At 68.2% G+C, this 25,467-nt stretch carries 21 protein-coding genes; 11 read left to right on the top strand and 10 right to left on the bottom strand.

The genetic code is table 11. From position 1 onward, the window contains the following. The first annotated feature begins 4 nt into the window (after positions 1-4). Positions 5-3,040, top strand: a complete 3,036-nt coding sequence (locus EV376_RS18980) for an N-6 DNA methylase (protein ID WP_207228210.1) — start codon at positions 5-7, stop codon at positions 3,038-3,040. 108 nt (positions 3,041-3,148) lie between these two features. Here EV376_RS18980 and EV376_RS18975 read toward each other — a convergent pair whose 3' ends face one another. From EV376_RS18975 to EV376_RS18960, 5 genes are all read right to left on the bottom strand, one after another. Beyond that, the gene (locus tag EV376_RS18975; RefSeq protein WP_130325103.1) at positions 3,149-3,610 is read right to left on the bottom strand and encodes an NUDIX domain-containing protein; all 462 of its coding nucleotides are present in this window, start codon (positions 3,608-3,610) and stop codon (positions 3,149-3,151) included. Continuing rightward, a complete protein-coding gene (locus tag EV376_RS18970) occupies positions 3,607-3,999 on the bottom strand; it encodes a hypothetical protein (protein ID WP_130325101.1) in 393 nt (130 codons plus the stop codon). Before EV376_RS18970 ends, EV376_RS18975 begins: the two co-directional genes overlap by 4 nt. Positions 4,000-4,252: 253 nt before the next feature. Further along, positions 4,253-4,429 (bottom strand): hypothetical protein, encoded by a 177-nt coding sequence (locus EV376_RS30255; RefSeq protein WP_165438031.1) that lies wholly within the window; start codon positions 4,427-4,429, stop codon positions 4,253-4,255. Between the two features lie 42 nt (positions 4,430-4,471). Then, on the bottom strand, positions 4,472-4,723 hold the full coding sequence (locus tag EV376_RS18965; protein WP_130325099.1) for a hypothetical protein: 252 nt from the start codon (positions 4,721-4,723) through the stop codon (positions 4,472-4,474). Next, a complete protein-coding gene (locus tag EV376_RS18960; protein ID WP_130325097.1) occupies positions 4,720-5,007 on the bottom strand; it encodes a DivIVA domain-containing protein in 288 nt (95 codons plus the stop codon). The genes EV376_RS18965 and EV376_RS18960 overlap by 4 nt, the downstream gene beginning before the upstream one ends. Positions 5,008-5,499: 492 nt before the next feature. Here EV376_RS18960 and EV376_RS18955 point away from each other — a divergent pair, with 492 nt between their 5' ends. Both EV376_RS18955 and EV376_RS18950 read left to right on the top strand, forming a co-directional pair. After that, positions 5,500-6,381, top strand: coding sequence for a Scr1 family TA system antitoxin-like transcriptional regulator (locus EV376_RS18955; protein WP_130325095.1), 882 nt, complete (start codon positions 5,500-5,502; stop codon positions 6,379-6,381). Then, positions 6,374-6,568 (top strand): DUF397 domain-containing protein, encoded by a 195-nt coding sequence (locus tag EV376_RS18950; RefSeq protein ID WP_130325093.1) that lies wholly within the window; start codon positions 6,374-6,376, stop codon positions 6,566-6,568. Before EV376_RS18955 ends, EV376_RS18950 begins: the two co-directional genes overlap by 8 nt. Before the next feature lie 195 nt (positions 6,569-6,763). Here the strand turns inward: EV376_RS18950 and EV376_RS18945 are convergent, their stop codons facing one another. The 5 genes from EV376_RS18945 to EV376_RS18925 all read right to left on the bottom strand — a co-directional run bounded on the left by EV376_RS18945 (position 6,764) and on the right by EV376_RS18925 (position 18,863). Then, positions 6,764-7,942, bottom strand: a complete 1,179-nt coding sequence (locus EV376_RS18945) for a TIGR02391 family protein (protein WP_165438030.1) — start codon at positions 7,940-7,942, stop codon at positions 6,764-6,766. A gap of 64 nt (positions 7,943-8,006) precedes the next feature. Beyond that, the gene (locus EV376_RS18940; protein ID WP_130325089.1) at positions 8,007-12,941 is read right to left on the bottom strand and encodes a class I SAM-dependent DNA methyltransferase; all 4,935 of its coding nucleotides are present in this window, start codon (positions 12,939-12,941) and stop codon (positions 8,007-8,009) included. Continuing rightward, positions 12,938-15,739, bottom strand: a complete 2,802-nt coding sequence (locus tag EV376_RS18935) for a DEAD/DEAH box helicase (protein ID WP_130325087.1) — start codon at positions 15,737-15,739, stop codon at positions 12,938-12,940. The genes EV376_RS18940 and EV376_RS18935 overlap by 4 nt, the downstream gene beginning before the upstream one ends. A gap of 13 nt (positions 15,740-15,752) precedes the next feature. Beyond that, the gene (locus EV376_RS18930) at positions 15,753-16,832 is read right to left on the bottom strand and encodes a serine/threonine-protein kinase (RefSeq protein ID WP_486482691.1); all 1,080 of its coding nucleotides are present in this window, start codon (positions 16,830-16,832) and stop codon (positions 15,753-15,755) included. A 123-nt stretch (positions 16,833-16,955) separates the two neighbouring features. Beyond that, positions 16,956-18,863, bottom strand: a complete 1,908-nt coding sequence (locus tag EV376_RS18925) for an N-6 DNA methylase (RefSeq protein WP_207228208.1) — start codon at positions 18,861-18,863, stop codon at positions 16,956-16,958. A 99-nt stretch (positions 18,864-18,962) separates the two neighbouring features. Here EV376_RS18925 and EV376_RS18920 point away from each other — a divergent pair, with 99 nt between their 5' ends. The 8 genes from EV376_RS18920 to EV376_RS18885 all read left to right on the top strand — a co-directional run bounded on the left by EV376_RS18920 (position 18,963) and on the right by EV376_RS18885 (position 25,461). Beyond that, positions 18,963-19,499 carry a DUF4352 domain-containing protein gene (locus EV376_RS18920; RefSeq protein WP_130325085.1) on the top strand — a complete coding sequence of 179 codons (537 nt, stop codon included), beginning with the start codon at positions 18,963-18,965 and terminating at the stop codon, positions 19,497-19,499. A 79-nt stretch (positions 19,500-19,578) separates the two neighbouring features. After that, positions 19,579-20,103: a hypothetical protein gene (locus tag EV376_RS18915; RefSeq protein ID WP_130325083.1), complete on the top strand. Its 525-nt coding sequence runs from the start codon at positions 19,579-19,581 to the stop codon at positions 20,101-20,103. A 60-nt stretch (positions 20,104-20,163) separates the two neighbouring features. Continuing rightward, positions 20,164-21,084 (top strand): hypothetical protein, encoded by a 921-nt coding sequence (locus EV376_RS18910; RefSeq protein ID WP_130325082.1) that lies wholly within the window; start codon positions 20,164-20,166, stop codon positions 21,082-21,084. Between the two features lie 88 nt (positions 21,085-21,172). Continuing rightward, complete coding sequence (locus tag EV376_RS18905) at positions 21,173-21,916, top strand: hypothetical protein (RefSeq protein WP_130325080.1); 744 nt, start codon at positions 21,173-21,175, stop codon at positions 21,914-21,916. After that, positions 21,913-22,179 (top strand): hypothetical protein, encoded by a 267-nt coding sequence (locus EV376_RS18900; protein ID WP_130325078.1) that lies wholly within the window; start codon positions 21,913-21,915, stop codon positions 22,177-22,179. Before EV376_RS18905 ends, EV376_RS18900 begins: the two co-directional genes overlap by 4 nt. Positions 22,180-22,291: 112 nt before the next feature. Then, positions 22,292-22,660, top strand: a complete 369-nt coding sequence (locus EV376_RS18895) for a hypothetical protein (protein WP_130325076.1) — start codon at positions 22,292-22,294, stop codon at positions 22,658-22,660. A 23-nt stretch (positions 22,661-22,683) separates the two neighbouring features. Further along, positions 22,684-22,977 (top strand): hypothetical protein, encoded by a 294-nt coding sequence (locus EV376_RS18890; protein ID WP_130325074.1) that lies wholly within the window; start codon positions 22,684-22,686, stop codon positions 22,975-22,977. A 372-nt stretch (positions 22,978-23,349) separates the two neighbouring features. Next, on the top strand, positions 23,350-25,461 hold the full coding sequence (locus EV376_RS18885; protein ID WP_130325072.1) for a PQQ-dependent sugar dehydrogenase: 2,112 nt from the start codon (positions 23,350-23,352) through the stop codon (positions 25,459-25,461). Positions 25,462-25,467: the final 6 nt, after the last annotated feature.

Below are 25,467 nucleotides of genomic sequence, written 5' to 3'. Positions count from 1 at the left end.
GCCGGTGCGCGCGCCCGACGGCTTTCCCCCGGCACTGCAGCCCTTGCTGGCGCGGATCGCCGACCGGCGTGCCACCCGCAGCGAAGCAACCCTGCAGGCCGACATCCGCCAGCTCCTGCTGGCCGGCGACTTCGGGCTCTCCGACTCCCACCTCGACGTCGACCTTGAAGCCCCGGCCGGCGGCGGCCGACGCATCGACATCGAAGTCGGCTACACCATCATCGAGGTCAAGCGACGCCTCCAGACCGGGCGTCCGCTGCTGGAGGCCGAGCGGCAGCTCGGCGGCTACGTCCGGTCGCGCAGCCTGCAGAGCGGCCAGCGATACGTCGGAATTCTCACCGACGGCGGCACCTGGCGCGCATACCAGCTGGCCGGCGACCGGATGGCCCTCATCGACACCTACACGTTGGCCACGACCCGCCCCGACGGCATGGCCCTCTTCTACTGGTTGGAAGGCGTGCTGGCGACGAGCCACCGGGTCCGGGCTGCTCCCGGCGAGGTGGCACGCCGCCTCGGCGCACAGAGCACCTCTCACAAGCTGGATCGCGCCGCGCTCGCCGCGCTCTACGCGGAGCACGAGCAGCTGCCGACCGTGAAATTGAAACGGAAGCTGTGGGCGGAGCTGCTGGACAGCGCCCTGGGCACGCAGTTCGTCGACGACCCGGACCTCTTCGTCGAGCACACGCTGTTGATGAACAGCGCGTACATCATCGCGCACCTGGTGGTCGGCATCGACGCCCTGGAGTTGCAGCCGCACGACCTCATCACCGGGCAGCGGTTCGACAAGGCCCGCATCCTGGGCGTGGTCGAGCACGACTTCTTCGGCTGGACCACCGAGGTGCCCGGCGGTCGGGAGTTCATCCAGGGACTCACCAGGCGGCTGGCCCGGTTCGACTGGCTGCGGGCCGACCACGACATCCTCAAGGTGCTCTACGAGTCGATGATCGGTCCCGAGACGCGCAAGCGGATGGGCGAGTACTACACGCCCGACTGGCTCGCCGAGCACCTGGTCGACACCGTCGTCACCGATCCGCTACAGCAGCGGGTGCTGGACCCCGCCTGCGGCTCCGGCACGTTCCTCTTCCACGCCGTACGCCGGTACCTCGCCGCCGCCGAGACGGCGCAGGTGCCGCTGGATGCCGCGCTGACGCAACTCACCCACCACGTGGTCGGCGTCGACCTGCACCCGGTCGCCGTCGCGCTCGCCCGCGTGACCTACCTGCTCGCCATCGGCCACCAGCGGCTGACCGACCAGCGAGGCCCAATCACCGTCCCGGTCTATCTCGGCGACAGCATGCAGTGGCGGGAGCGGCGCGACCTCTTCACCGAGGAGCACGTACGGATCAGCGCCGGCTACAACGCCAGCGAGGTCGAGGAGTGGCTCCGCTTCCCGAAACGCCTGCTCGACGAGCCGAGCCGCTTCGATCAGATCGTCGCGGGGCTCGCCGGCGTCGCGGCAAAACCACGAGATCCGGACAACCCGCCGTCGCTGGCTGCGTTCTTTCATCACAAACAGATCCGGCCGGATGACCAGCCGATGATTCGCGGCACCTTCGAGGCGATGTGCCGGCTGCACGACGAGGGCCGCGACCACATCTGGAGCTACTACCTGCGCAACCTGGCCCGACCCGTCTGGCTCGCGATGGACGGCAACCGCGTGGACGTCCTCATCGGCAACCCGCCCTGGCTCTCCTACCGCCACATGCCTCGGGACATGCAGACACGATTCAGAGAACTCTCCCGGGACCGCGGGCTGTGGCACGGCCGGGAATTCGCCACGAACCAGGATCTCTCGGCTCTCTTCGTGACCCGAGCGATCCAGCAGTACCTTCGCGACGACGGTTCGTTCGCCTTTGTCCTGCCCAACTCGGTGCTCGATCGAGAGTACTTCGCGGGCTTCCGCAGGGGATGGTACGAGGACACGGTCGAGCCAACCGCCGTCGCCTTCACCGGCTCCTGGGACCTGCGGCGTCTACGTCCCCATCCCTTCCCGCGCGGTGCCGGTGTCGTCTTCGGCGAACGGGCCACCCTGAGCACCTACCGCCGACTGCCCGTGGCGACCGAGCGGTGGACGGGACGTGTGCCGGCGAACGCCCGATCCTGGCACGAGGTCGAGCCGATGGTCACCCGCGAGCCAGCCAAGCTGATCGCCGGCGGATCGCTTATCGAGTCGCCGTACAAGCCACGGTTCACTCAGGGCGCCACGATCGTGCCGAAGCTGCTCTTCTTCGTCGAGACGGATTCCGGCGGACGACTCGGTCTCGGTGCCGGCCGCCATTCCGTGCGCTCGGCGCGCAGCAACCTGGAGAAGGCCCCGTGGAAGGAGCTGCCCGCACTCGAAGGCGTCGTGGAGAGCGAGTTCATCCGACCCGTGCTGCTCGGCGAGTGCCTGCTGCCGTACCGGATCCTGCCGGCGAAGAAGGCGGTGCTACCGCTCGACGGTTCCACGCTGATGACCAGGCCCGGATCCCGGCTCGACTATTACTTCGGTCTCGCCGAATGGTGGCAACAGGCCGAAACCGTCTGGGAGGAGCACCGCAGCAACGCGCGCCTCACCCTGGGCGAGCAGCTCGACTTCCGGCACAAGCTGACCGCGCAACTTCCCGCACCGCCGCTGCGGCTGGTCTACTCGGCCTCCGGGATGCACGTCGCCGCCGCGATCGTCGACGACCCGACCGCGGTCATCGAACACAAGCTCTACTGGGCTCCGATCGCCACCCGCGAGGAGGGCCTTTTCCTCTCGGCGATCCTGAACAGCAGCGCGCTGACCGAACTTGTCCGGCCGATGATGTCCTACGGCAAAGACGAGCGCGACATCGACAAGCACGTGTGGAAGCTGCCCATCCCCCAGTTCGATGACGCGAACGCCATGCACCAACGACTCGCGGACCTTGGATGGCAGCAATCTGAGACTGTCGCCGGGCTTCACCTGGTTGAAGGCGCGAACTTCGTGACATTGCGTCGGCGGGTTCGAGCCGCACTCGCGGGCCACCCGGCCACTCCGGAGATCGGGGCAATCGTCTTGGAGATGCTCGACTGATGGACGCTTCTCCTGCCGCCAGGTCGAAGGAGCGGCCGATACTGCTCAGGGCACATAGGATCGTGAACGTCCGTGCGGCGCGAGCGAGCCGGCCGACCTGCCCGGCCCTCAGCAGGTCGGGACCGCTGGTCCGGTCAGTCGGCGCTCGCGCCAGCGGCGGATGGTGCGCTTGTAGGGCTCGGGCATGCGCAGATCAGGAATCTCGTCGTAGCCGAAGAGGCCGAGTTCCTTGTGCTCGGCCGAGTGGACAAGTTCCTCGTCGCCGACGTACGTGGCGCCGAAACTCACGATGAAGACGTGCCGCACCGGCGTGATCACGTACACCCAGGAGTCGATGATGTCGACCTGCGTGACGGTCAGGCCGAGCTCTTCGGCGACCTCCCGGCAGACCCCCTCCTCGGGAGTCTCGCCGACGTCGAGCTTGCCGCCCGGCAGTTCCCATTCGTCACGCTCGTTGCGCAGCAGCGGCACCCGGCCGTGGTGGTCGATGACAAGCTTGACCGAGATGGGTAGCTGGTATTCGAAGTATCCCGGGCTTCTCTCGATCAGATATGGCGGTCGCTCGGTCATGGGGGCAGTCCTTCCTCTGGTGTGCTGGGAGTAAGCAGGAGAGCTGCGATGTCGTCCGCCCGCTTGAACCGGCCACCGCCACCACCTGGCGCGTTCTCCTCATCCCGGATCAGCTTCTCCAGGTAGTGCAGCCCCCGATCACGCGCGTCGGTCATGACCTCGGTCCACGACCGGTAGAGCCGGTAGTCGGTGATCAGCCGGGCGAACCCGTCGGTACACAGCAGAATGCACTCGGTGGCGGCCCAGTCGCCGCACGCGGTGTGGGGGCGCAGCCGCCGATCCGGGTGCCCCGAGAAGACCGACTCAACATCACCGGAGGTCATCGTGTGCAGCCGTCGCCGGTGCATTGCCGCAACGACCCGATCCGCCTCGCCCTCACCCGTCGCCACCGCTGCTGCTTCGCGACGGTCGAAGTAGTCGGTGGACAGGTGCACCCGCGGGCGCCGGCGACCACTGCGGTGGCGTCGCCGATGCGGGCAAGGTCGTACCCGGTGCCCTGGTCGACGCAGACGGCGATCGAGCAGGCGGGCGGCACCCTGCTCGCGGGGAATGACAGGACCGCCTGCTCGTGGGCCACCTCCGCAGCGATCGACGTCAGCAGGCTCGCGGCGGAACCTCGGTAGGCGTCGGCACCGGCCCGGGTCAAGCGGTCACCGAGGTGTCGACAAGCCACTGCACGTCGCTGTCGGCGGGCAGCGCCGCGTCGGCGTACAGATCGGTGGCGCCGTCGATGACCCAGGCGAGCGTGCCGCGGTGGCCGACGCGGTCCTCGTTCGCCCGCTGGCCGCCGGCGGTGGTGATGGCTTCTCGTACCTTCATGGCTGCTCACTTCTCACGACACAATCCCGTTAACGTTGCAGATCAGCGGCGCAGGCGGCGGGAGCACTCGCCGTCGTGGCCGTCGCGGAGCACGCAGCGCCGACCGCCCGGCATCCGCAGGTCGCAGAAGACGCGGTGCCGCAGGAACTGCTTGTCCTCCTCCGAGACGGTCATCTCCCCCGGGTCCATCATCGGCAGCACGGTGATCCAGCGCCCGACGACCCGGGCCAGGCGCTGCGCGGCCGGCAGGTCGGCGGCGACGACGGGCAGGTGAATCACGTACCGTCCGCTCACCGGCGACCGCCCTCGGCCTGCTCGGACTGCCACCGGCGCAGCGCGACCTTGATCCGCAGCGTCTCCCGCCGGCTCTGCGCGAGCGCGTCGTAGACGGCGGCCATGTCGACGGCGACCCGGTCGAGGAAGGCGTACACCTCATCGGGGTTCAGGCCGCGGCGCCCGAGCCGGGCGGGCGGGAAGCGGCGCTCACGCACCTGCCACGGCAGCAGACTGGGGTACGCGCGGGAGCGGTACGTCGTCCCACCGCCCTCCGGGAACGGCCTCTGGTTGCGGACGCTCATCGGTGCCTGCCTTCCTGGTCGTGGATGGGGTGGGTCCACCCGCCCTCCCCGCACGGGCGGACCCACCCCGCCCGGACGCCGCAGCTTCGCTCAGCGGTACGGCATCCGGGCTGGTCGGCGAGGGGTTGTCTGGAGAGTGCGGCGGCCGATCCGGGGTCACCTCGGCCGCCGCACTGGTCATCCTGGGACAGTTTCCGGTGGACCAGCAACATGTACCGCCACGATTTCCCTGACCTGCGTCGATTTTCTTTGTCGGAGCCGCAAGACGTTCCAGGGGAAGGCCCAGCAGTGTTGCGTATTGGAAGAGGCAAGCACGATTAGCCGCCTATGGGAATTGCGTGGTGATGACTGTTGTCGGGGGTGTCTTGTATGGTCAGACGCGTAAGTCGCTTTGCCAGCACGAAGCGCAGGGCAACCACTTCTTAGGCAACCGTTCCACGTTTCACCGATGGCGTCCGAATGTAACAAAACACAACACGAAAGGGGTGGCCGATGGCCGACGACATGGGCTCGACAGTCCCCAGGCGACAGCTCGGGCGAGCACTACGCGACCTGCGCACCGAAGCCCGCATGACCCTCGACGGCGCAGCCGAGGCCATGCAGTGCAGCCGGCAGAAGATGTGGCGCATCGAGACCGGCCTCGGCCCCACCCGCGCCGTCGACGTCAAGGCCATGTGCGAGCTGTACGCCGCCACCCCCGAGCTGACCACCGCCCTCGTCGCCCTGGCCAACGAAACCAAAGCCAAGGGCTGGTGGCACTCCTACGGCGACGCCATCCCCGACTGGTTCGAGCTGTATGTCGGCCTCGAATCCGCGGCAGCGTTCATCCGTCGCTTCGACGAAGCGCTGATCCCTGGAATTCTTCAGTCACGTGCCTACGCCTTGGCGGTCTATCAGCACAGGCACGAAGTGACGGAAGAGGAGCGGGAGCGCCTGGTCGAGGTACGGCTACAGCGGCAGGCCCTGCTTCACCGACGGCTCCCCCGCGCGCCGAAGCTGGAAGTGATCCTGGCTGAGGCAGCGCTGCTCCGCACGGTCGGCAACGCAGCGACCATGGCTGACCAGCTTCGTCACCTGTTGGAGACCGGGGAGCTACCCAACGTCTCTGTGCGGGTGCTTCCGCTAACCGCCGGGATCCATCGAGGCGCGGAGGCGGGAACCTTCGTCATCCTGGACTTCCCACCCGGCAAGCGGACCACGCCCGAGCCGCCGGTGGTCTACTGCGAGTCGTGGACTGGGGCGCTCTACCTGGACCGACCGGAGGAATACGCAGCCTACGAGCAGGTGTGGGCGAGCCTCGATGATCTGACGCATGATGAGGCACAATCGAGGCAACTCATCAACAAGATCATTGGGGAGGTCCACCGTGGCTGACTTGGCCAACGCTCAGTGGCGGAAGAGCACCCGCAGCGGCAGCAACGGCGGCGATTGCGTGGAGGTCGCCAACAACCTCCCCGGCCTCGTCGCCGTACGCGACAGCAAGGACCCGGCCGGGCCCGCCCTCACCTTCTCCCCCACCCCCTGGACCGCCTTCGTCCGGTTCATTAAGTCCGCGCACTGACGGAGTCCGACGAGCAACCCGTCGTGCCGCCCGATCATGGCCCTCGCAGAGTCAACGCTTCAAGCAGCACCGACAGCTTCACAATTGTCATGAGCCCGGACGAGCGACAAGATCCAAGCAAAGCGCCCTCATCCAGACGCATGGTATTTCCTTTGGCCGCGACCCTGGAGGCTCAACCCTGAGGGACAACAACTGTCAATCGTTCTTGTTTTCGTCCATCCAAGTCTTTGCCTTCCGGGAAAGCTTCCATGGGTATTGCCGACGAACGAACTCAAAAAACGGCAGAACGCCAGCGGCCTGATCGTTACCGTAGCTGTCACGCGTAGGTAGATCCAGCAACTGATCCAAGTCGACCTCGCTGAGCTGGTCGACGACCACCTCGAGTCGCATCAGGACGATATTGCTGTGATCATAACTTCTTGTAAAGTCGGCCTCTTCGAGCCACTTCTCCTTCAGCGCCTTGCGAACCGACGCTGACGCCAGATCAACTGGAAGCTCCAGGCCCTGGAGCCACCTGCCGTCTTCGAAGTCCGTATAAAAGGCCGTTGCCGATCGGTAGCTGCGCCGCTTGGCAGTGATCAGGCTCTCAATCTCCTGGATAGTCTCTTCGCTCACGTAACGCGTTACCAGATCGTAGGCTAGGCTCGCAAGCGAAATATAATGGATGGCAAGATTGGGTTCTAAAGGTGTAGCCGGCGTGTGCGCCTTCTCGTTCCGCAGGAACTGGATGGCCATATTGAGAAACTTGACACCCTCAAAGAAGTCTTTTTCGACATCGCTCGCTGGCTGGTGGCCAAAAATCTTCTCGTAATTTCTCGCTGCGAACGCCTCGGTCGCCTTCTCACTACCGGTGATGCTTCGAAGCTTCTCACGCACGAGCTTGTAGGATTCCTCGACGGCATGGAAGTAGTCCCCAGTCGCGAGATACTGCCCTATGTGGCTATAGATGTCTTCGTGGATCTCGAGGGAGATCTTGTTAGCGGTTACAGTCGCTTCGGTGGTAATAGCCACGGGGCCGCCAATCAGCCCACTGGGTGGTGTGCCAGCAAGCTCGTGGGCGATCATTCGGATCCTGACAATCTGCTCGTCGGTGATGTCTTCGCCCCAACCGCCAGCAGCCTTCTTGGCCTCGATGTAGTCAGCAAGCGTAGCCAGAGCCGAGGAGGCCTCTGAGTCTGATCCAACTCTCCAAAGGGCTCTTAGCCTGTTCGCCTTAGAGACGCCGTACTCGGCGTACTTCTCATCAAAAATGTCGATATTGAGATCAGAAAACAGGAGCGCGAACGATGAGTTCGTGAAGTCTAGAACGTAGCCGCCACCCATTCCCAGAACGGCCTCCAGAAACGTTCTATTAGCCAACGAGACTCTGCTCATTGACTGCCGCCTCCCCTCAATCACGTAATCCGTTCGGCTAGGTGACATCCAGTTCACTTATCCACTATGTGGGGGGAACTCGGGAAGGCTTCCAGCCCCCGTCAATCGCGTCCCGAAGCCGCTTACTGAAGACGGCATGCGCCTGCCGATACTCATTCTCCCGATCCGCCTGGTAGAACGGCGCCATGTACCCCTCCGGCACCGGATTTCGCTCTGGATCATCGAGATACTCAGTCAGTCGTAGGAACGTCGTGTTGGTTTGCCCCACCCCGTGTGCATAATAGTCGCGAGTGATCCGTCGCCCCCTACCGTCGAACCACATCGCTGACTCATAACTGCTCAGAACCGCGAATCGCGCTCGATACATCGATATTAGTTCATCGGCCCCTATACCCAGCCATGCAGCAACCAATGCATCTATTTCTACCAGCGCGGCCCGCCGCGCTCTCTCAGTTCGTAAAGGTGTGTCCTTTCCCCATCGCGATGCCACCTTGCCAAGTGACACTGCCTCAGGAAGTTCGGGCCACGGTACTGCCCAGTCCTCGTCGGTTGCCCAACCATCCGAGTACAACTTTCCCCATACGGGCGCGTAGGCGGAGGTAAGGCAGTTGAGCCTCAGTGTTCGCAGAATAAGCGCCTCAGCCAGAGGATGAAACGACTCGGGCGCAGGCATAGTGTGCGCCTCTGTCACGTCTAGATGACCTCTGCCAGTAGTACGCAGTAGGTAATCTAGAGGCAGGGAGGCCCAAAATCCAGCAGTGAGCACCGTCTCCCGGTCAGTGCCGAGAGCCATGGAACGGATGCCATGGACGTGAGTTGGCCCTGGGGGAATCAGGGCGGCAAATAGGCTACGCTCCGTACTCAGAGGAATCATCTCTCGCCAGGCAACGCGGAAGTACTGCGTATACCTCCGTCCGCTCCACTCACTTTGAGCATCCAAGAAGGCGCCACGATCAGTCGCGCGTCGATAGTTCGTACGAGGCACCACATCTGATCCGATTGCAGTCAGAAGCCAAGGCTCGTAGTCTTTGTTGCTCTTGCAGGGAATGTTCGGCTGCTTCGCCAAGGGAGTTGCTACCCCCAGATGAGGACCCTGCAGAATCACCTCTGACCAATCACTCGGATCGGAACCTCGCCACTCGATAAGACCAGCTTCTTTGGCTCCCTTTTCGTCAAATCCGCGACTTATTGCAGGCGTCATCATCCCGAGGCGCAATTCGAACCTGCCTAGCCCTGCGATCGCCTTCTGCTCTCCGGTCGTCACCGGATAGAGGAGAGGCGTCTGCTCCAATGCACTACGAGACACGCCAGCCAAACGCGCCCACTCTTGAAGCGTGCCAGCATCGACTTCCACAAGTCTGTCACGGTGGGGACGCAAATCCCACGATCCATTATGTTTTACTCCAGGCACCTCGCCCGACCCAGAATGATTGAGCGACTCAACTAGCGTCTCGGTGGCATATAACCAGCTAAGGTGGACAAAACGAATGTCGCGGCGGCGATTCCCATATATGTGGATCCCGAACTGCTTGTTCCAGTCAACCTCCGGAAAGAGAAGGCGCATATTCTGAAAGTGTGCGTGAAGACGAAGGTGCCGGTAGGCGGCGCCTCGAAGTCGACCTTCCTTGACTCCACCGAAATGGCTATCAGGATGAATCAATCCAACGATGCCCGCAGGACCAAGACTGGTCCAGCATCGACACATGAAGGCCCTGTACAGGTCAGGCTGAGTTCCTTCTAGGAGATGAAATGCAGAGGGAGACGAAAGAAACGAAACCATCCCCACAACTCCAACGAGCTCCCTCAAGAGGTAGATCTTCGAACGAAGTGATGCCTGCGCCCTGCGCTCGCGCCAAGCAGAAGCCGTCGATTTATCTTTGAGCGCGAACCATGGGTCGAACTCCGCGAGCACGAGGTCTTCCTGCCAACGCGGCCGCACCCACGGTGGGTTGCCTACCTGGAGGTCGAAGCCGCCCTTGGCGAACGCCTGGGCGAACGTCAACTCCCAATGGAAGAAGCCCTGCTGCTCGGCGATCCGCTCGGCGGCCAGCAGCCACGGGAACCGGTCAGCCAGCATCCAGGGCGAGTCCACCCCGATCACGCCGTCGAGCTTCTGCTCAAGCTCACTCATCTCGGCCAGGCTGTCGAGCTTGCGGCCGTAGAAGCGTTCGGTGTTCTCGTCCACGTCGCTGCGCCCGATCAGCGCCTCCGCGAACGTCAGCCAGTCGTCCAGGTTGGTCAGCGGGACCTGCTTGCGGAGCTGCTCGGCTACGGTCATCCGGCGGGTGCCGGTCGCCTTGGTCGGCAGGGTCATCTGCCGGGGCTCCACGTTGCCGAAGATGTCCGGCGTCTCGTAGACCACCTGCTCCTCGTACGCCGGAACGTCCTTGACGTGCGATACCTGGACGGGCGCGGCCGGGTATGCCGCCGGGTCCGAGCCGTCGAGCAGGCCGACCTTGTCCAGCGGCCAGAACCACAGCGCACACCAGACGTCCATCAGGGTCTTGAGCCGCCAGTACGGCGTGCCGGGCGCGGTCAGGTCGGCGAGGATCTTCTCCCGGGGCACCGCCTCGGTCACCGCCGGCAGGTCGTCGGCGCCCCAGACCGCAATGTCGCGGCGGATCTCCCGCTCGGAGATGGCGAGCCGCTGCTGCACCAGCCCCCACAGGAACTCGACCCGCCGGGCCAGCGCCTGCAAGCGCTTGACCTGGGAGTTCTTCCCCTTGGCGGACGGCACCCGCTTCATCGCCGTACGCCAGGCTTTGAGCTTGGCGGTCTCGGTCGGTGCCAGCTCGCGGGCCTCCTTCTCCCCCGCGACCGCGCCCCACCCGTCGGCGGGAAGCAGGAAGTGGTGGATGCTGCCGGCGTCGATCGGCCCGTCCCGGAACGGCTTCTCCGCCGGGGCGGTGGTCAGCCAGGACTTGTCGGCGAGCTGCTTCGGCTCGTAGGTCTTGCGGCCGCAGCCGATCAGCGAGTTGCCGCGTTGCAGGTGCAGGCCGAACCAGGGGGCTTGCAGGCCGGCGTGCATGACGTTCAGCCAGAGCGACACCTCGGCCAGCTCGACGGCGGTGCGGTTGAGGTCGACGCCGTAGCTGTTGTGCAGCGCGATGTACGCCTTCACCCGCTGGAGTTCCAGGTGGTACTGCTCCGGGTCCAGGTCGACCTTCAACTCGCGGGCGCGGCGGCGCAGGTACTCGGCGGCGACCTGGTTGATCGCCTCGTTGAGGAACGCGCCGGAGCCCAGCGCCGGCTCGCAGATCGTCCAGTCCAGCAGCTCACGCGCCGGTGTGGTGGTGCCGTCCTGGTCGAGGCGGTACTTGAGGGCGAGCTGGACGGTGACCTCGGTCAGCGACTGCGGGGTGTAGTAGGAGGCGCTGGTCTGCCGGTCCCGGCCGGCGAGCCGGTAGACGAACGCGCCGGGCGCGTAGCTGACCCGGCTGCGCACACCCGTGTACGGGTCCTCCTTGTAGACGAACACGCTGTCGTCGTACTCGTCGGCCTTCGACGCCGGGATCATCCACGAGCCGTCCTTCGGGTCGCCGCCCTTGGCGACCTCGTAGAGCTGCTCGGTGGCGACAAAGCCGGTGTACGACATCAGGCCCTCGTAGACCGCGCCGAGCTGGTTGATGCCGAGCTGCGCGTACGAGATGAAGCCGCCGCGGCGCTTCTTGCCGCCCTTGGTGAGCATCAGCCGGCGCAGCACCTGGTAGAGCACCTTGTTGCGCAGCCGCGTGTCGATCTTCGGGCCGTCGGGGTCGTCCGGGTCGCTGCCGGGCACGGCGATGAGCCGGCCGATGAGTTTGGTCTTCTCCGGCAGGAACAGGTCCGAGCGCATCGGCTCGAAGCGCAGCCCCTCGCCCTCGCTGGCCTTCTCGTCGACCTCGGCGCCGCCGCGCGGGCGGTGGCCCTCGTTGACCATGCGGAACAGCAGGTCGAGCGACTCGTACAGGTGGAAGCCGCCCTCGGCGGACGGGGCGAGCCGGCGGGCGACCAGGTCACCGATGCGGGCGAGGCTGTAGCCCTCGACGTACTGCGGGTCGTTGACCGGTAGCACGCCCAGCTCGGGGCGGGCCTCGGCGTAGAGCAGGAAGAGGATCCGGTACAGGTAGCGCAGCGCTTCCCGGCCGAGTTCCTTGGCCAGCTCGTCCAGCTCCATCACCTGCTGCGGCTGGTAACCGGCCTGCCGGATCCGGTCGAGGACCTCGTTGGCGATGAGCTCGACGGAGACCTTCAGGCCCTCGCGGAGTTCGCTGGAGACGCCGACCGCGTGCTGGCGGGAGCCGGCGACCAGCTCGGCGAGGGGTTCCGTGCCGCCCTCGGCGGGCGGGCGCAGCGAGTCCGCGCCGAACAGCGCGGCGACGACGTCGTACTCCCGGTCGTCGTTGCGGGCGTACGCGGTGTCGAGGCTGACGGCCAGGTAGCGGCCCTCGCCCCAGACGGCCCGGTCGGCGAGGGTGACCACGCCGCCGCTGAGGATCAGCACGTACCGGGGTGGCTGCTCGGCGGCGAAGAGCCAGGAGGCCAGCTTCGCGCCGGTTTCGATGGTCTCGTTGCCGGCCAGGGTGACCGGGTCGAGCAGCCGGCCGGCGGCGTCCGGATCCTGGGCGGCCTCGGTGTCGACGGCCCAGCCGCAGTCGAGCGCGACGATGCCGTGGCCGGTGCCCAGCTCGGCGTGGGCGACCTTGATCTGCTGCTCGTGGCCAACCCGTTCGACGGTGATGATCTGCGGCTGTGGCTCGAAGCCGAGCGCCTTCAGCAGCTCCTGGTGCAGCTTGCGCAGCCGCTCCGGGTCGAAGAAGTCGACGTCGGTCAGCTCGGTCTTCGCGTCGAAGAAGGGGCGGCGCAGGCCGCGCAGCCCGGTGCGCGGCGTCGGCCCGCCGGCCTTCTCCCGCTCGGCCCACTGCTTGACCAGGCCGCCTTTAAGCGTGGTGGGCAGGATTTCGGCGAGGTAGTGCGCGGAGAGGTACTCGCCGCGGTTGGTCAGCGACTCGAAGCTCATGCGACGTTCTCCGGGGACGGGACGAGGACGGCGAGCACCCGCAGCAGCGGGTCACCGTCGGTTTCCAGGCGGTCGAGCAGGTCGTGCTGCTCGGCGACGGTTGCGGTGACGCGCTGGCGGCGCTTTTCGCGCGCCGGCGCGGGCAGCTCGTCGAAGAGGCTGGCCTGCCGGAAGGTCTCCAGCCGCCGCCGGTGCTGCTCCAGGGGCTCGGCGTTGGCCGCGATCCATTCGGCGCGCTTGCCCGCCAGGTGCTGCCGAGCGACATCGACGGCCTGCGGCAGAAGCTGCTTGAGCGGCTCGGTGTCGACCGCCTCAGCGCGGTTGACCATGGACGGACCGACGTTGGCCTCGCGCAGCACCTCGTCCATCGGGCGGATCGCCGGCGCGGCGGGCAGGCCGGTAACGGCCATCCACTGCACCACGGTCGGTTGGCCGAGGCGGTTGGCGTAGACGCCCTGGATCAGGTAGGTCGGCGCGCTCACGTCGGCGGTGAGCACCGGGGCCTGCTGGCGGCCCAGCCGGATGAGCACCTTGTCGACCAGCCAGTCGACCATCGGGTGCACGTCGCTGAGGAAGGCGATCTCCGGCCACATCGGGGTCTTGCTCTGCCGGGCCTGGTCGAGTTTGCGCTGGGCGAGCCTGCGGTCGAAGGTGACCTTGAGCCGCAGCTCCTCGCCCTCGCGATGGGCGCGCAGGTAGGAGCGGGGCAGGTCGGTGAGCCGGTGCACGAGGTCGTCGGGGGCGAGGAAGGTCAGCAGCTCGTCCTCGCGGCGCAGGTCGATGTGGTCCTCGGGCCGGTCGTCGTAGATCTCGTACAGGGCGGCGTCGACGAAGTCGCGGGTGGAATCGAAGAGCTTCGGCACCCGGGCCTGCGCGACGTCGGCGGCGACGGGGGCGGTGCCGATCTCGCCGAAGAGGTCGGCCATCACGTCGATCTCGGCGTGGGCGGCCTCGTAGGACTCGTCGACGGTCTTGCCGTTGAGCAGGTCACGGACCAGCCGGTCCTCCTCGGCCTTCGCGTCGTACAGGCCGGTCGCGGCCTCCACGCTGCCGAGGCTGCGGTGCGCGGTCTCCTCCCGCTGAAGCAGCTTCTCGGCGACCGTACGGTCGTCCTTGGCGTCCTCGCGGTCGGAGGTGAGGATCAGCGCCCGGAACCGCGGCTGGTGGCGCTGCCCGTACCGGTCGATGCGGCCGTTGCGCTGCTCGATGCGGATCAGGCTCCACGGGATGTCGTAGTGGATCAGGTGGTGGCACTGCTGGTGCAGGTTGACGCCCTCGGAGGCGACGTCGCCGGTGAAGAGCAGCCGCACCTCGCTGCCGGCGAGCTCGAACTCCTGCAGGATCCGCTGCTCGTCCTGGTCGGCGACGCCGCCGTGCAGCACCCGGACGGCGTTCGGCTTGAGACCGAGTAGGCCGGGTACGACCTCGGCGAGCCACTTGATGGTGGGCACCCGCTCGGAGAAGACCACGGCCCGGGTGTCGCTGCCCTTGCCGACGCCGATCTTCTTCAGCTCCGCGACCAGTTTCTGGAGCTTGCTGGAGTCGCGGTCGGTCATCGCCGACGTCAGCTCCGCGAGCCGGTCCAGCGCCTTTCGTTCGGTGCCGGCGGCCTTCTTCTGCCGGGTCTTCACCGTCTCGTGCAGCGCGCGGTGGGAGGAGAGGAAGGACTTCAACAGCGTGTAGGGGAAGAGCCGGTGCTGCCCGGTGACCGCCTCGTCGCTCCACTTGCCGGCCAGCCACACGTCGGTCAGCTCGTCGAAGATCTGTTCCTCGATCGGGCTGGCCGGGCAGTGCACCGCCTGGGACGGGCCGCGGTCGGCCCAGCGGTCGCCGATCTGATCGCGCACCTCGGGGCTGATTTTGGTGCGGCGCAGGTAGAGGTGGACGATGTCCTTGGCCTCGTACTTCTTCGGGTCGGCGATGGCCGCCGGGTCGAGCAGCGAAATGAGTTGGGCGAAGGACTCCCGGTCGCCGTTGTGCGGGGTGGCGCTGGCCAGCAGCAGCGCGTCGGTCTTCGCCGCCAGCCGGCGGGCCAGCTCGTTGCGCTGGGTGCCCTTGTTGATGAGGTTGTGCGACTCGTCGATGACCACCACGTCCCATGTGGTGGCGTCGAGGTGGTGGCCGAACTGGCCGGCATCCTTGAGGGTGTCGACCGAGATGATGGCCCGCTTGAAGTAGGTGAACGGATTCCGCCCGGCGGGGATCTCCTGCTGGATGCGCTGGATGCCGGTCGAGTCGAGCCGCACCAGCGGGATCGCGAAGCGGGTCCAGAGTTCCCGCTGGAACTGTTCGAGGACCTGCTGCGGCGACACGACCAGGATGCGGTCCCCTCGGCCGCGCCGGATCAGCTCGGCGAGGATCAGCCCGATCTCCAGGGTCTTGCCGAGGCCGACCACGTCGGCGAGCAGGATCCGCGGCCGCAGCCCGGACAGCGCCAGCTCGACCGGGCGCTGCTGGTAGGTCAGCGGGTCGAGCAGGAACCGGTCGGCCAGGGCAAGGCCGCGTTCGGTGCGGGGCAGCGGCGTACGCCGAAGCACGGCCTCCAGGAAGAGCCGGCTCTGCCGGAAGCGCGACGAGGTGTCCCGGACCAGCACGGTGTCCTCGGGCCGCATCGCCTGGATGTCGTCCAGGGCGGTGAAGAAGGTCGCCTCGACGTCCTGCACGAACTCGGAGACGCCGACGGCCTTGATCATGGTGCCGTCCGCGGTGCCGGTCTTCACACTGCGGACCAGCCACTCCTCGTCCCGGACGACGATGCGGGAGCCCGGGGCGAACGTGGCCTCCTGGGAGGTGGTCATCGGTGGGGCCTTCCTACAGGGTCGAGCGGCGGGCGTACTGACGGCGGATCTTCTCGACCAGCCAGGTCACGTCGGGGCCCGGTTTGGTCGGCGGCTCGGGGTCGACCTTTGTCGGTGTCGTCTCGGGCACCTCCGCCGTGCTGTCGTCCTCGACGACGAGCAGGTCCTCGGGGTCTTCCTTCGGATCGACGAGGTCCGGCGGGACGAGCAATTCGGTGTCGCCGTCGTAGGTGAGCGCGGCCACTTCCTGGCGCAGGTCGACGGCCGTCTTGCCGCTGCTCGCGGTGGCGACCGCCAGCAGCCGGGAGCGGACGTCGTCGAGCCCGGGCCGCGCGGTCGGGTCGTGGGCCAGCATGGCACCGAGCAACGGCGCCAACTCGCCCGGCACGCCGGAGAGGTCGGGCAGGTCGGACGGTTCGGTGATCCGCAGCAGCAGGTTCCAGGAGTTGGTCGGCGGGTAGAGGCCGTGCCCGGTGAGGGCGAAGACCAGCGTGGCGGCCAGACCGTAGATGTCCACTGCGGGCGTCAGGTCCCGCTCGCCACGGACCTGCTCGGGCGACATGTAGGCGGGCGTACCGACCAGCGCACCGGCCTCGGTCAGGAAGTGCTCGCGGTCGATCAGCACCGCCAGGCCGAAGTCGATCAGCTTCGGGCCATCCGGGCCGAGGATGATGTTCTGCGGCTTGAGGTCCCGGTGCAGGAGCCCGACCTGGTGCACCCTGACCAGCCCGTCGGCGAGCATCGCGCCGACCATCGCGGCCATCGGCAGCGACAGCGGGCCGTTCGCGTCCACGTGCTGCCGCAGCGTGGCACCGGGCACGTACTCGACGGCGAGCCAGGCGGGATCGCCCGTGGCGTCGGCGTCCTCCAGGCGCGCGACCCGGGACCCGTACACCAGCTTGAGGCTCTCCACCTCGGCGGCGAACCGTTCGCGCATGCCGGAGTCCGCCAGCAGTTCCTTCTTGATCACCTTGAGCGCCACGCGATCGGCGGTGGGCGAGACCGCGAAGTACACGGTGCCCATGCCGCCCGAGCCGAGCGGCCGGACCACCTCGTACCCGCCGACCTTCTCCAGCGCCATCAGACCCCCCACGCAGTGACACCCACCTGCACCGATGCGCCCGCCGCCGGCCCCACGCCCGGCGGACGAATGACCGTACAACGTTGGACGATCACGATGCCAGCAGCCGAACGGCGGTTCCTCCGCACCGCACGTTCATGGCTCCTCGTGCGGGCGGAGACTGCCCTGGGCCAAGCCATCGGCAGTGAGTTGCGCCAGCTCAGCCCCGAGAACGGCGGCCTGTCGGATTGCCGACTCGAACGCATCGAGGCGTCGGAACGCCTCCCCGTGCGCCCGCTGCTCCTCAAGCGGCAGCCGCCGGACCAACGCCCGCCGGATGTCGAACCGCAGCGTCCCGGACAGGCTGGACGCCTGCTTCTCGTTCGCCGTGTTGCGCAGTTGCCCGGCCAGGAACCACGGGTCCAGCGCGGCCGGGTTGGGCCGCAGCAGGTACATGTTCGCGCCGAGAACGGCCTTCTCGTCGGTGATGACCCGGGCGGTGATCCGGCGGGCGACCACCGGCACGGCGACGTCGCCCGACGCGAGCCAGATGGGCTCTCCCGCCGGCCGGTCGCCGCGTGATGACGGCGCGGTCCCCTCGATGACGTCCCGCGCGTGCAGCACCGGAAGCTCCGACGGCTCGTCGGTGTCGCGCGTCGCCCGTACCGGCCCCAGCAGCTGCACCGCCCCGCTGCGGACCAGCTCGGCGACCGGAACGGCCAGCGTCGTGCCCGTGTCGGGCGCGGTGCTGACCTGCGGGATCAGCGCCGGCAGGTCCCGCACGACGGCGGCGAGCCGCTCTCTCGTGCGTACCATCTGCTCCCCCGTCCGCTCGCCCCCGCCGGCGGGTTGGCGGCGCGCCGGCGTGAGGTCGACCTCCTCGTCGAGCAGCTCGATGACCGGGACCGCGCGGGCGAAGCCGGCCTCCTCGACGTCCGCGTCGGGGGCAGCGGCGAAGGCCTGCCACGTGGCGAGAATCCGTGGGGCCAGCTCGGCGAGGTCGCCGTCGGCGGCGTCGACCAGCAGGGTCCGCGCCGGTGGCGGCGCGTCGGGGGCGGGGCGCCGCAGCACCCACAGATGCAGGGGTACGCCGTGCGGCGCGGCCACCCCGCTGGGCAGCGCGATGACGGCGCGGAGTGCGCCGCGGCGCAGCATTTCGGCGCGGATCCGCCGGCCGGTACGGCGCCCGGCGGCAGTCGGTGGCATGAGGAGTACGGCGTGCCCGCCAGCGTTCAGGTGTGCCAGGCAGTGCTGGACCCAGGCCAGCTCGGGTTCGGTACGCGGTGGCACTCCGCCGTACTCCCAACGCGGGTCGTAGCTGAGTTCCTCGTGGCCCCAGGTGGTGACGCCGAACGGCGGGTGGCAGACGGCTGCGTCGAAGGTGCGGCCGGGGAAGGCGTCGGCGCGTAGCGAGTCGCCGGAGCGGACCTCACCGGGCACTCCGCGCAGCGCGAGCCAGAGCCCGGCGAGGGTGGCGAGGTCCTGGTCGAGTTCCTGCCCGTACGCCTCGGTGCAGCCGGCGCGGACCGCGGCCCGCAGGGTGGCGCCGGAGCCGGCGGCCGGGTCGAGGATGGTGCCGCCGTCGGCGGTGGCGAGCCGGACCATGAGGTCGGCCAGCTCGTCGGGTGTCGCCCAGGGTCGGCCGGGGGCGGGCGCGGAGAAGCGTCGCCACAGTTCGTCGAAGGCGGCCGCCGGTGTGAGCTCGTCGGCGAGGGCGTCGATGTCCGGCAGCAGCGGCTTGACAGCCCGGTCCACCGTCGGGCGTTTCCCGCCCCGCTGTCGATTGAGGAGCTGGGTGCCGACGTTCGCGAGCGCGGCGGCTGGGCTTTCGGTGGCGGCGGCGAGGTGCCGCCACAGTCGCTCGGCGCGGGACAGCTCGGGGAGCTTGCCCTGCTCGCGAAGCCACGACTCGACCTCTCCGAGGTCGAACTCCGGGCTGGCCGCCGTGCCGCCGACCGGGGCCGGGAAGTCGGGGTGGCGTTTGCGCCAGTTGCTGACGGCGGCGCGGCCGACCCCGGCGAGCCGGGCGATCTCCGCTGCCGTGATGGTCGGGTTCACCTGCACCTCCGCAGTGTGTCATACGTGTCAAGCATCATGCCCGTTGACAGTGTTCACGGCTCATGCTCTCATTGACACCGCAACGTTCACACCTGGAGGACAACGATGCGCAAGACCACAACGTTCGCTCTGTTCGCCACCGCCCTCATCGCGCTGGGCTGCGGCGCCGGCGCCACCGACGAGGCCGGCAGCTCCACCTCGGGTGGCGGTGACACCGCTGCCAAGGGCGAGGACAAGCCCAAGACCGCGAAGATCGGCCAGCCCGCCCGCGACGGGAAGTTCGAGTTCACGGTGAAGTCGGCCAAGTGCGGCGTCGCCAAGGTCGGCTCCGACCTGCTCGGCCAGAAGGCCCAGGGCCAGTTCTGCCTGGTCACCATCAACGTCAAGAACATCGGCAAGGAAGCTCAGATGTTCGACGGCAGCAGCCAGAAGGCGTACGACGCCAAGGGCACCGAGTACTCGTCCGACGGCGGCGCCTCCTTGTACGCCAACAAGAACGCCGAGACCTTCCTCAACGACATCAACCCCGGAAACCAGGTCACCGGCGTGGTGGTCTTCGACATCCCCAAGAAGGTCAAGCTCACCAAGCTCGAGCTGCACGACTCGCCGTTCTCCGGCGGCGTCGAGGTCGCGCTCAGCTGACCCTCCCCCGCGTCGGGGCGGGCCTACCTCCCGCCCGCCCCGACTGTTCACAGCTCGCCGTTCACACCAGGAGTACGCCATGACCGACCCGACCGCGCCCGTACCGCCCGACCAGGCCGCAACCCCGTTGACCTCTGCCGATTCGGACGAGGCGGCGACGCCAGTCGCGGCGCGGACGAGCGGGCGTCCCAACGGGAAGCTGCTGCTCGCTGTAGCGGCAACCGCCCTGCTGTTCATCGGTGTCGGAGGTGCCGCCGCTCTGCTGAGCGGTGACTCCGAGGCCGAAGGCAAAGCGGTGGAGAAGCACACCGAGCTCGCCGCCGCCCGGGAAGAGTGCAGCCCCGGCAGCACCCCCTACGCCGAGCTTGGCGACGAGGGCAGGACGTTGACCCTCCACGGCGCCGGCGAGGAAGACACCGGCCTCCCCTACACCGTTCTGCTCTGCTACTGGCAGGCGCTCGACATCCCGGACGCGATCGTCGCGGAGATCGGTGCCACCCGCGCGCTCGACGGTCGACAGACCGGCGAGTGGAACAGCATGCGCGCTTCCTGGAGCTACCACCCGGACCACGGACTCCAGATGGTCCTCACCACCACCGACTGATCACTCGGGCTCGTCCGAGTCCATTTTCGACCCTCCTCGACATCGCCCAGGAGACTCGTCATGACCAATCAGCACGGGCTCGGGCCCGAGCAACCCGCCGAGCCGAGCGGCCCCGCGCCGCAGCCGCCCCCTACCCCGGTCGCCCCCGCCATGCCGGCAGCCCCGCCCCCTCCGCCCGGAGCCACCCTTTCCGGAGCTGTGGTGCCGGGCAAGGGCTCCAACGCGCGGGCCTGGCTGGTCGGCGGGCTCGCCCTCGTCGTCGCCCTCTGTTGCGGAGGCGCCGTCATCGGTGCCATCAGTGCCGGCGACCCCGATGAAACCGCCGGTGCCAGCAGCTCGCGGTCGGCGCCGCCCACCAGCAGCGCACCCACCACCGCGGTGCCGACCTCCGCCGCCCCCACCACGGCCGCTCCCACGACGGCCGCACCCACGACGACCGCACCGGAACCGACGACGCCGCCGGCTCCGAAGCCGAAGGTGATCAAGGGACGCGGCGACGATGTGGTGCGCATCCCCGACCTCACCGACCTGGCGGTCATCAAGTTCACCTGCAAGTGCTCCAGCAACACGATCGTGAGCAGCGACGGCGACGGGCTGCTCGTCAACGAGATCGGCTCTTACTCCGGCAAGCGGTGGATCAATCTCGAGGACGGCTCGCTGACCACCCAGTTCGAGATCGAGGCATCCGGGTCCTGGACCTTGACGATCGGCACGGTGGACCAGATGGCCACCAAGGCTCCCACCGGGAAGGCAGCCGGCAAGGGCGACGACGTGCTCGTGCTGGGGGGCGACGCGACCGCCGCGAAGATCACCCACTCCCGCGGCGATTCGAACTTCGTCGTCTACGCCTACTCGCTGGAGACCGGTGAGGGTGGCCTGCTGATCAACGAGATCGGCGGCTACTCCGGCGTCCGTCCCCTGGAGGCACCCGCCCTGGTCCAGATCACCGCCGACGGCAACTGGACCATCACGCCGGCCTGATCCGTCTGCGACATCAGCTCCACAGCGCCGCGGCGAGCACACACCGCCCGGCCCCCTCCCCATCCCTCGCGAGACGTCAGGAGGCGTCGTGCGTACCGATGAATTCCTGCGCGCCCTGGACCACCTCCCCGCTCCCCTGCAGGACCGGGCCGTCGCTCTCCGGTCCTACACCCGGCCGACCCGCTGCGGCGACTGCCAGCGCATCGGCGACGCCGTGCGGCTGGCCATAACCGCCGTGCACTGGGATGAGCTCGACTCGGCGCGGCAGCTGCTCGACGGGGCGGAGCAGCAGGCCGCGGCGCACGGCTCGGCGTGCCGGCCGGGGCCCGGCGAGCAGCACGGTCGCGCCCGGGTCGGCCGTTGGGCGGGGAGGTCCGCGCCGCTGGTCGCCGCGACCGACGCGAGCTGGAAGGGCCGTTCCGGCGGCATCGCGTACGTCGTCAGCGACGGACGCTACGGCCTCCGCGGCCGGGGCACCGGCCGGCTGGATCCGACCGGCCGCTCCCGGGTGCTGATCAACGAGCTGCGCGCGGTCGACTTCCTGCTCTCCGGGTACGACGAGGCGCCGACCGGGATGACCGTGCTGCTGGACAGCCTGGCCGCCCTTCGCTACCTGCGCCGCTGGCAGGCCGGCGAGACCCCGGTGATGCCGAGCGGCTACAGCCTGCGCCCGCGCCGCTGGTCGACCCAGCCCACGCTCGTCCGGCTGGCGGAGCTGGTCAGCCGCCGGCACCTTCGACGTCCGTCCCCGGGCCCACGCCCTGGTCGACGCGTTCCTGCGCGACTGGCACGCCACCCACCACTGACCCAAAGGGGAGACACGCACCGATGAACACCAACGAGCACGAGACGGAACCGGCCGCCGCGCACCACATCGTCACCCACCGGTACGTGCAGCGGCGGATCGCCCAGCTGCCCGCCGGTCCCGAGGCGGCGGACACCCGGCTGCGTGGCCTGCTGGCGATCTTCGACGACATCACCGCGAAGGGTCACCCGGAGCCGTTGGCATTGCTGGCCTCCGTCCTCGGCATCCCCGTCGAGACGCTCGTGTCCCACCTGCGGGCCGCCGGCCGCCCGTGGGGTGGGAACCGGTGACCTACCTGCCGAACCAGGAGCCCGGCCGGCCGTTCTCGGGCCCGCCAGCCCGACCCGTACCTCAGCGAGCCAGGTACACCGCTCGTGCCACGTCCGGCGATACCGTCGGGCCGTGACGACGGGACTTGCCAGGCGCGACTCCGCCACTGAGCTCGACTACTACCTCCTGCATGCGGCGAAGAACGACGCTCCGGTGGTAGGACTGCTGGTCGAGGAGTTCGTCCTGACCGACGACCTCTGCGCCGCGCGGCTGCGCAGCGCCGGCTGGACCCCGGCCGACGGCGGCTGGTGGAGTTCTTCGGCGTTCGCCCGGGCGGTCCGCAGCGACCCAGCGCTCCGGGCCCGCCTCACGGCCGTCGACCGGTCCACAGCGGAGGCGACCTACCGGCGCCTCGGTGGCGGCGCGCTGCCTGACGAGGACGCGCTCCGCGGCCGGTTCCGGGACGACCTCCGGTTGAAAAGGGTACGCCGCTGCGGCTGAACGCCGGCCCGGACGTCCACCGGGTGCTCTTCGCCGGCGAGCTGGACGATGGCCAGGTGGTCCGCCTGTGTGCGGCGTTGCGGTTGGACGGCGTACCGGAAGCGACCCCGTCCGGAGTGGTCGGCACGGGACGCCTGCGGATCGAGGAGACCGAGGTCCGCTGGGATCTGCGGCACATCAATCGTGCTGCCGCCTGGTGTATCGACGTCAGCTCGGAAACGGCCGGCCGCCGTCCGCCGCGTCGACTGCTGCGCCAGCTCATCGACGTGGCGCGTGGCCACGGTCTGGTGCCCGCCACGCTCGACCGCCTCGCCTGACCGATCGACAGCCGTGCGTGAAATTTTTCAACCCGAAGACAGCTCAGTGTTGAAGCTTCTTTTCGCGACCGGTTACCCTCCCGGAAAGATCCACCGTCCACTTGGGTAGGTCCACTCCGGCGAACTTTCGTTGGCACGTGAAAAAGTTGCACCGTCGACGATGAAAGCTATGGACAGGTGTGTACGCCTTTTGTAACGTCGACCCGTGTCGATGTATTTCGTCGACCTGACCTGGCCCCCACCTAACCGCTCGGAACCCTACGCACACCAACCCGGCGCACCGCCGGGTGGCTTCGCGCTGCCCGACGACAGTCCACAAGGAAGGAGAGAAGCACACCTGCCCCGACCGGTCACCAGCACAAGGAGAGGCAGATGACGAGACGACTCGCGCTCGCCGTAGCGGGTCTCACCACCCTGGCGCTCGTCGCCACCCCCACCGCCGCCGGCGCCGAACCCGGCACGACCGCCGCGCCGCCGGAGAGCGACTTCCAGAAGGTCACCCTCAACGACCGGCCCGGCGAGCCGATGGACCTGGCCGTGCTGCCCGACAGCCGGGTGCTGCACGTGACCCGCGCCGGCGAGGTCTGGCTGCACGATCCCCGGTCCGGCCGCAACACCCTCGCCGCGACGCTGGACGTCTACCGGCACGACGAGGAGGGCCTGCAGAACGTTGCCATCGACCCGAACTTCGGCAAGCCCGGTAACAACTGGGTCTACCTGTACTACTCGCCGCCGCTGGACACCCCGGTCGACGACCCGTCGACGCCCGGCGTCAACGAGGGCGACGCGCCCGCCTGGGGTACGCCGGAGGACTTCGCGCCGTTCGAGGGCGTGATCCGGCTGTCCCGGTTCCGGTTCGTCAAGGACAGGCTGGACCTGTCCACCGAGCAGCAGATCCTCGACGTCCCGGTCGACCGCGGCATCTGCTGCCACGTCGGCGGCGACATCGTGTTCGACTCGGCGGGCAACCTGTACCTGTCCACCGGGGACGACACCAACCCGTTCGAGTCCGGCGGGTACGCGCCGATCGACGAACGCGCCGGCCGCAACCCCGCGTACGACGCGCAGCGCACCTCGGCCAACACCAACGACCTGCGCGGCAAGATCCTGCGGATCAGGGTCCGCGCCGACGGGTCGTACACGATCCCCCGGGGGAACCTCTTCCGCCCCGGCACAGCCGGCACCCGGCCGGAGATCTACCTCATGGGTCTGCGCAACCCGTTCCGCATCGAGCTGAACCGCGAGACCGACGAGCTGTACGTCGGCGACTACTCGCCGGACGCTGGTGAGCCCGACCCGTCGCGGGGACCGGCCGGGCACGGCAAGTGGTTCGCGGCCCGCAAGGCCGGCAACTACGGCTGGCCGTACTGCGCCACCGCACAGCTGCCGTACGTGGACCACGACTTCGCGACCGGCCGGTCCGGGCAACAGTTCGACTGCACGGCCCCGGTCAACGAGTCGCCGCACAACACGGGCCTGCGCCAGCTGCCGCCGGTGGAGCAGCCGCAGGTCTGGTACAGCTACGGCCCCTCGGCACAGTTCCCCGGGCTGGGCACCGGCGGCATCGGCCCGATGGCCGGGCCGGCGTACCAGTTCTCCCGCCCGACCACCATGGGCCGCGCCCCGATCGCGTGGCCGGCGTACTACGACGGCATCCCGCTGTTCCACGAGTGGACCCGGGACTACGTGAAGGGCTTCCGCCGGGACGCCACCGGTGCGGTGACCGGGATCGAGCCGGTGCTCCCCTCGTTCGTCTTCGACAACCCGATGGACCTGGAGTTCGGCCCCGACGGGGCGCTCTACGTCCTCGAGTACGGCGACGGCTACTTCAGCGAGAACCCGGACGCGCAGCTGGCCCGGATCGACTACACCGGCTGGACGGGCAACCACACGCCGGTGCCCCAGGTGTCGGCGACGCCGACCGACGGGGTGACGCCGCTGACCGTCACGTTCTCCAGCGTGGGCACCACCGACTACGACGGCGACCGGCTGCGGTACGCGTGGGACCTCGACAACGACGGCCGAGTCGACTCGCGTGCGGCGAACCCGACGTTCACCTACCGGAGGAACGGCCGCTACGACGCCACCCTGCGGGTCAGCGACCCGGGTGGGCTGTCGGCCTCCGCCTCGGTGCGGATCGTGGTCGGCAACGCCACACCCGTGGTGGAGCTGGTCCGGCCGGCAGACGGCCAGGCCTTCTCGTTCGGCGACGTCGTGCAGTTCGAGGTCCGGGTGACCGACGACCAGCCCGTCGACTGCTCGCGGGTCAGCGTCACGTACGTCCTCGGTCACGACGACCACGGGCACCCGCAGACCACCGCCAACGGCTGCACCGGCTCGATCCAGACGACGGTGCCGTCCGGTCACGACCCGGTCAACGACAACCTGACCGGTGTCTTCGTCGCCTCCTATACCGACGCCGGCGGCGACGGCCTGCCGTCGCTGACCGGAACTGACCAGGTCGTCCTGGTGCCGGCCGCATAGAACCAC

The organism is Micromonospora sp. CNZ295, from assembly GCF_004217535.1.
The sequence above is the reverse complement of the archived record's forward strand: the minus strand, read 5'-3'. Positions and strand labels throughout refer to the sequence as shown.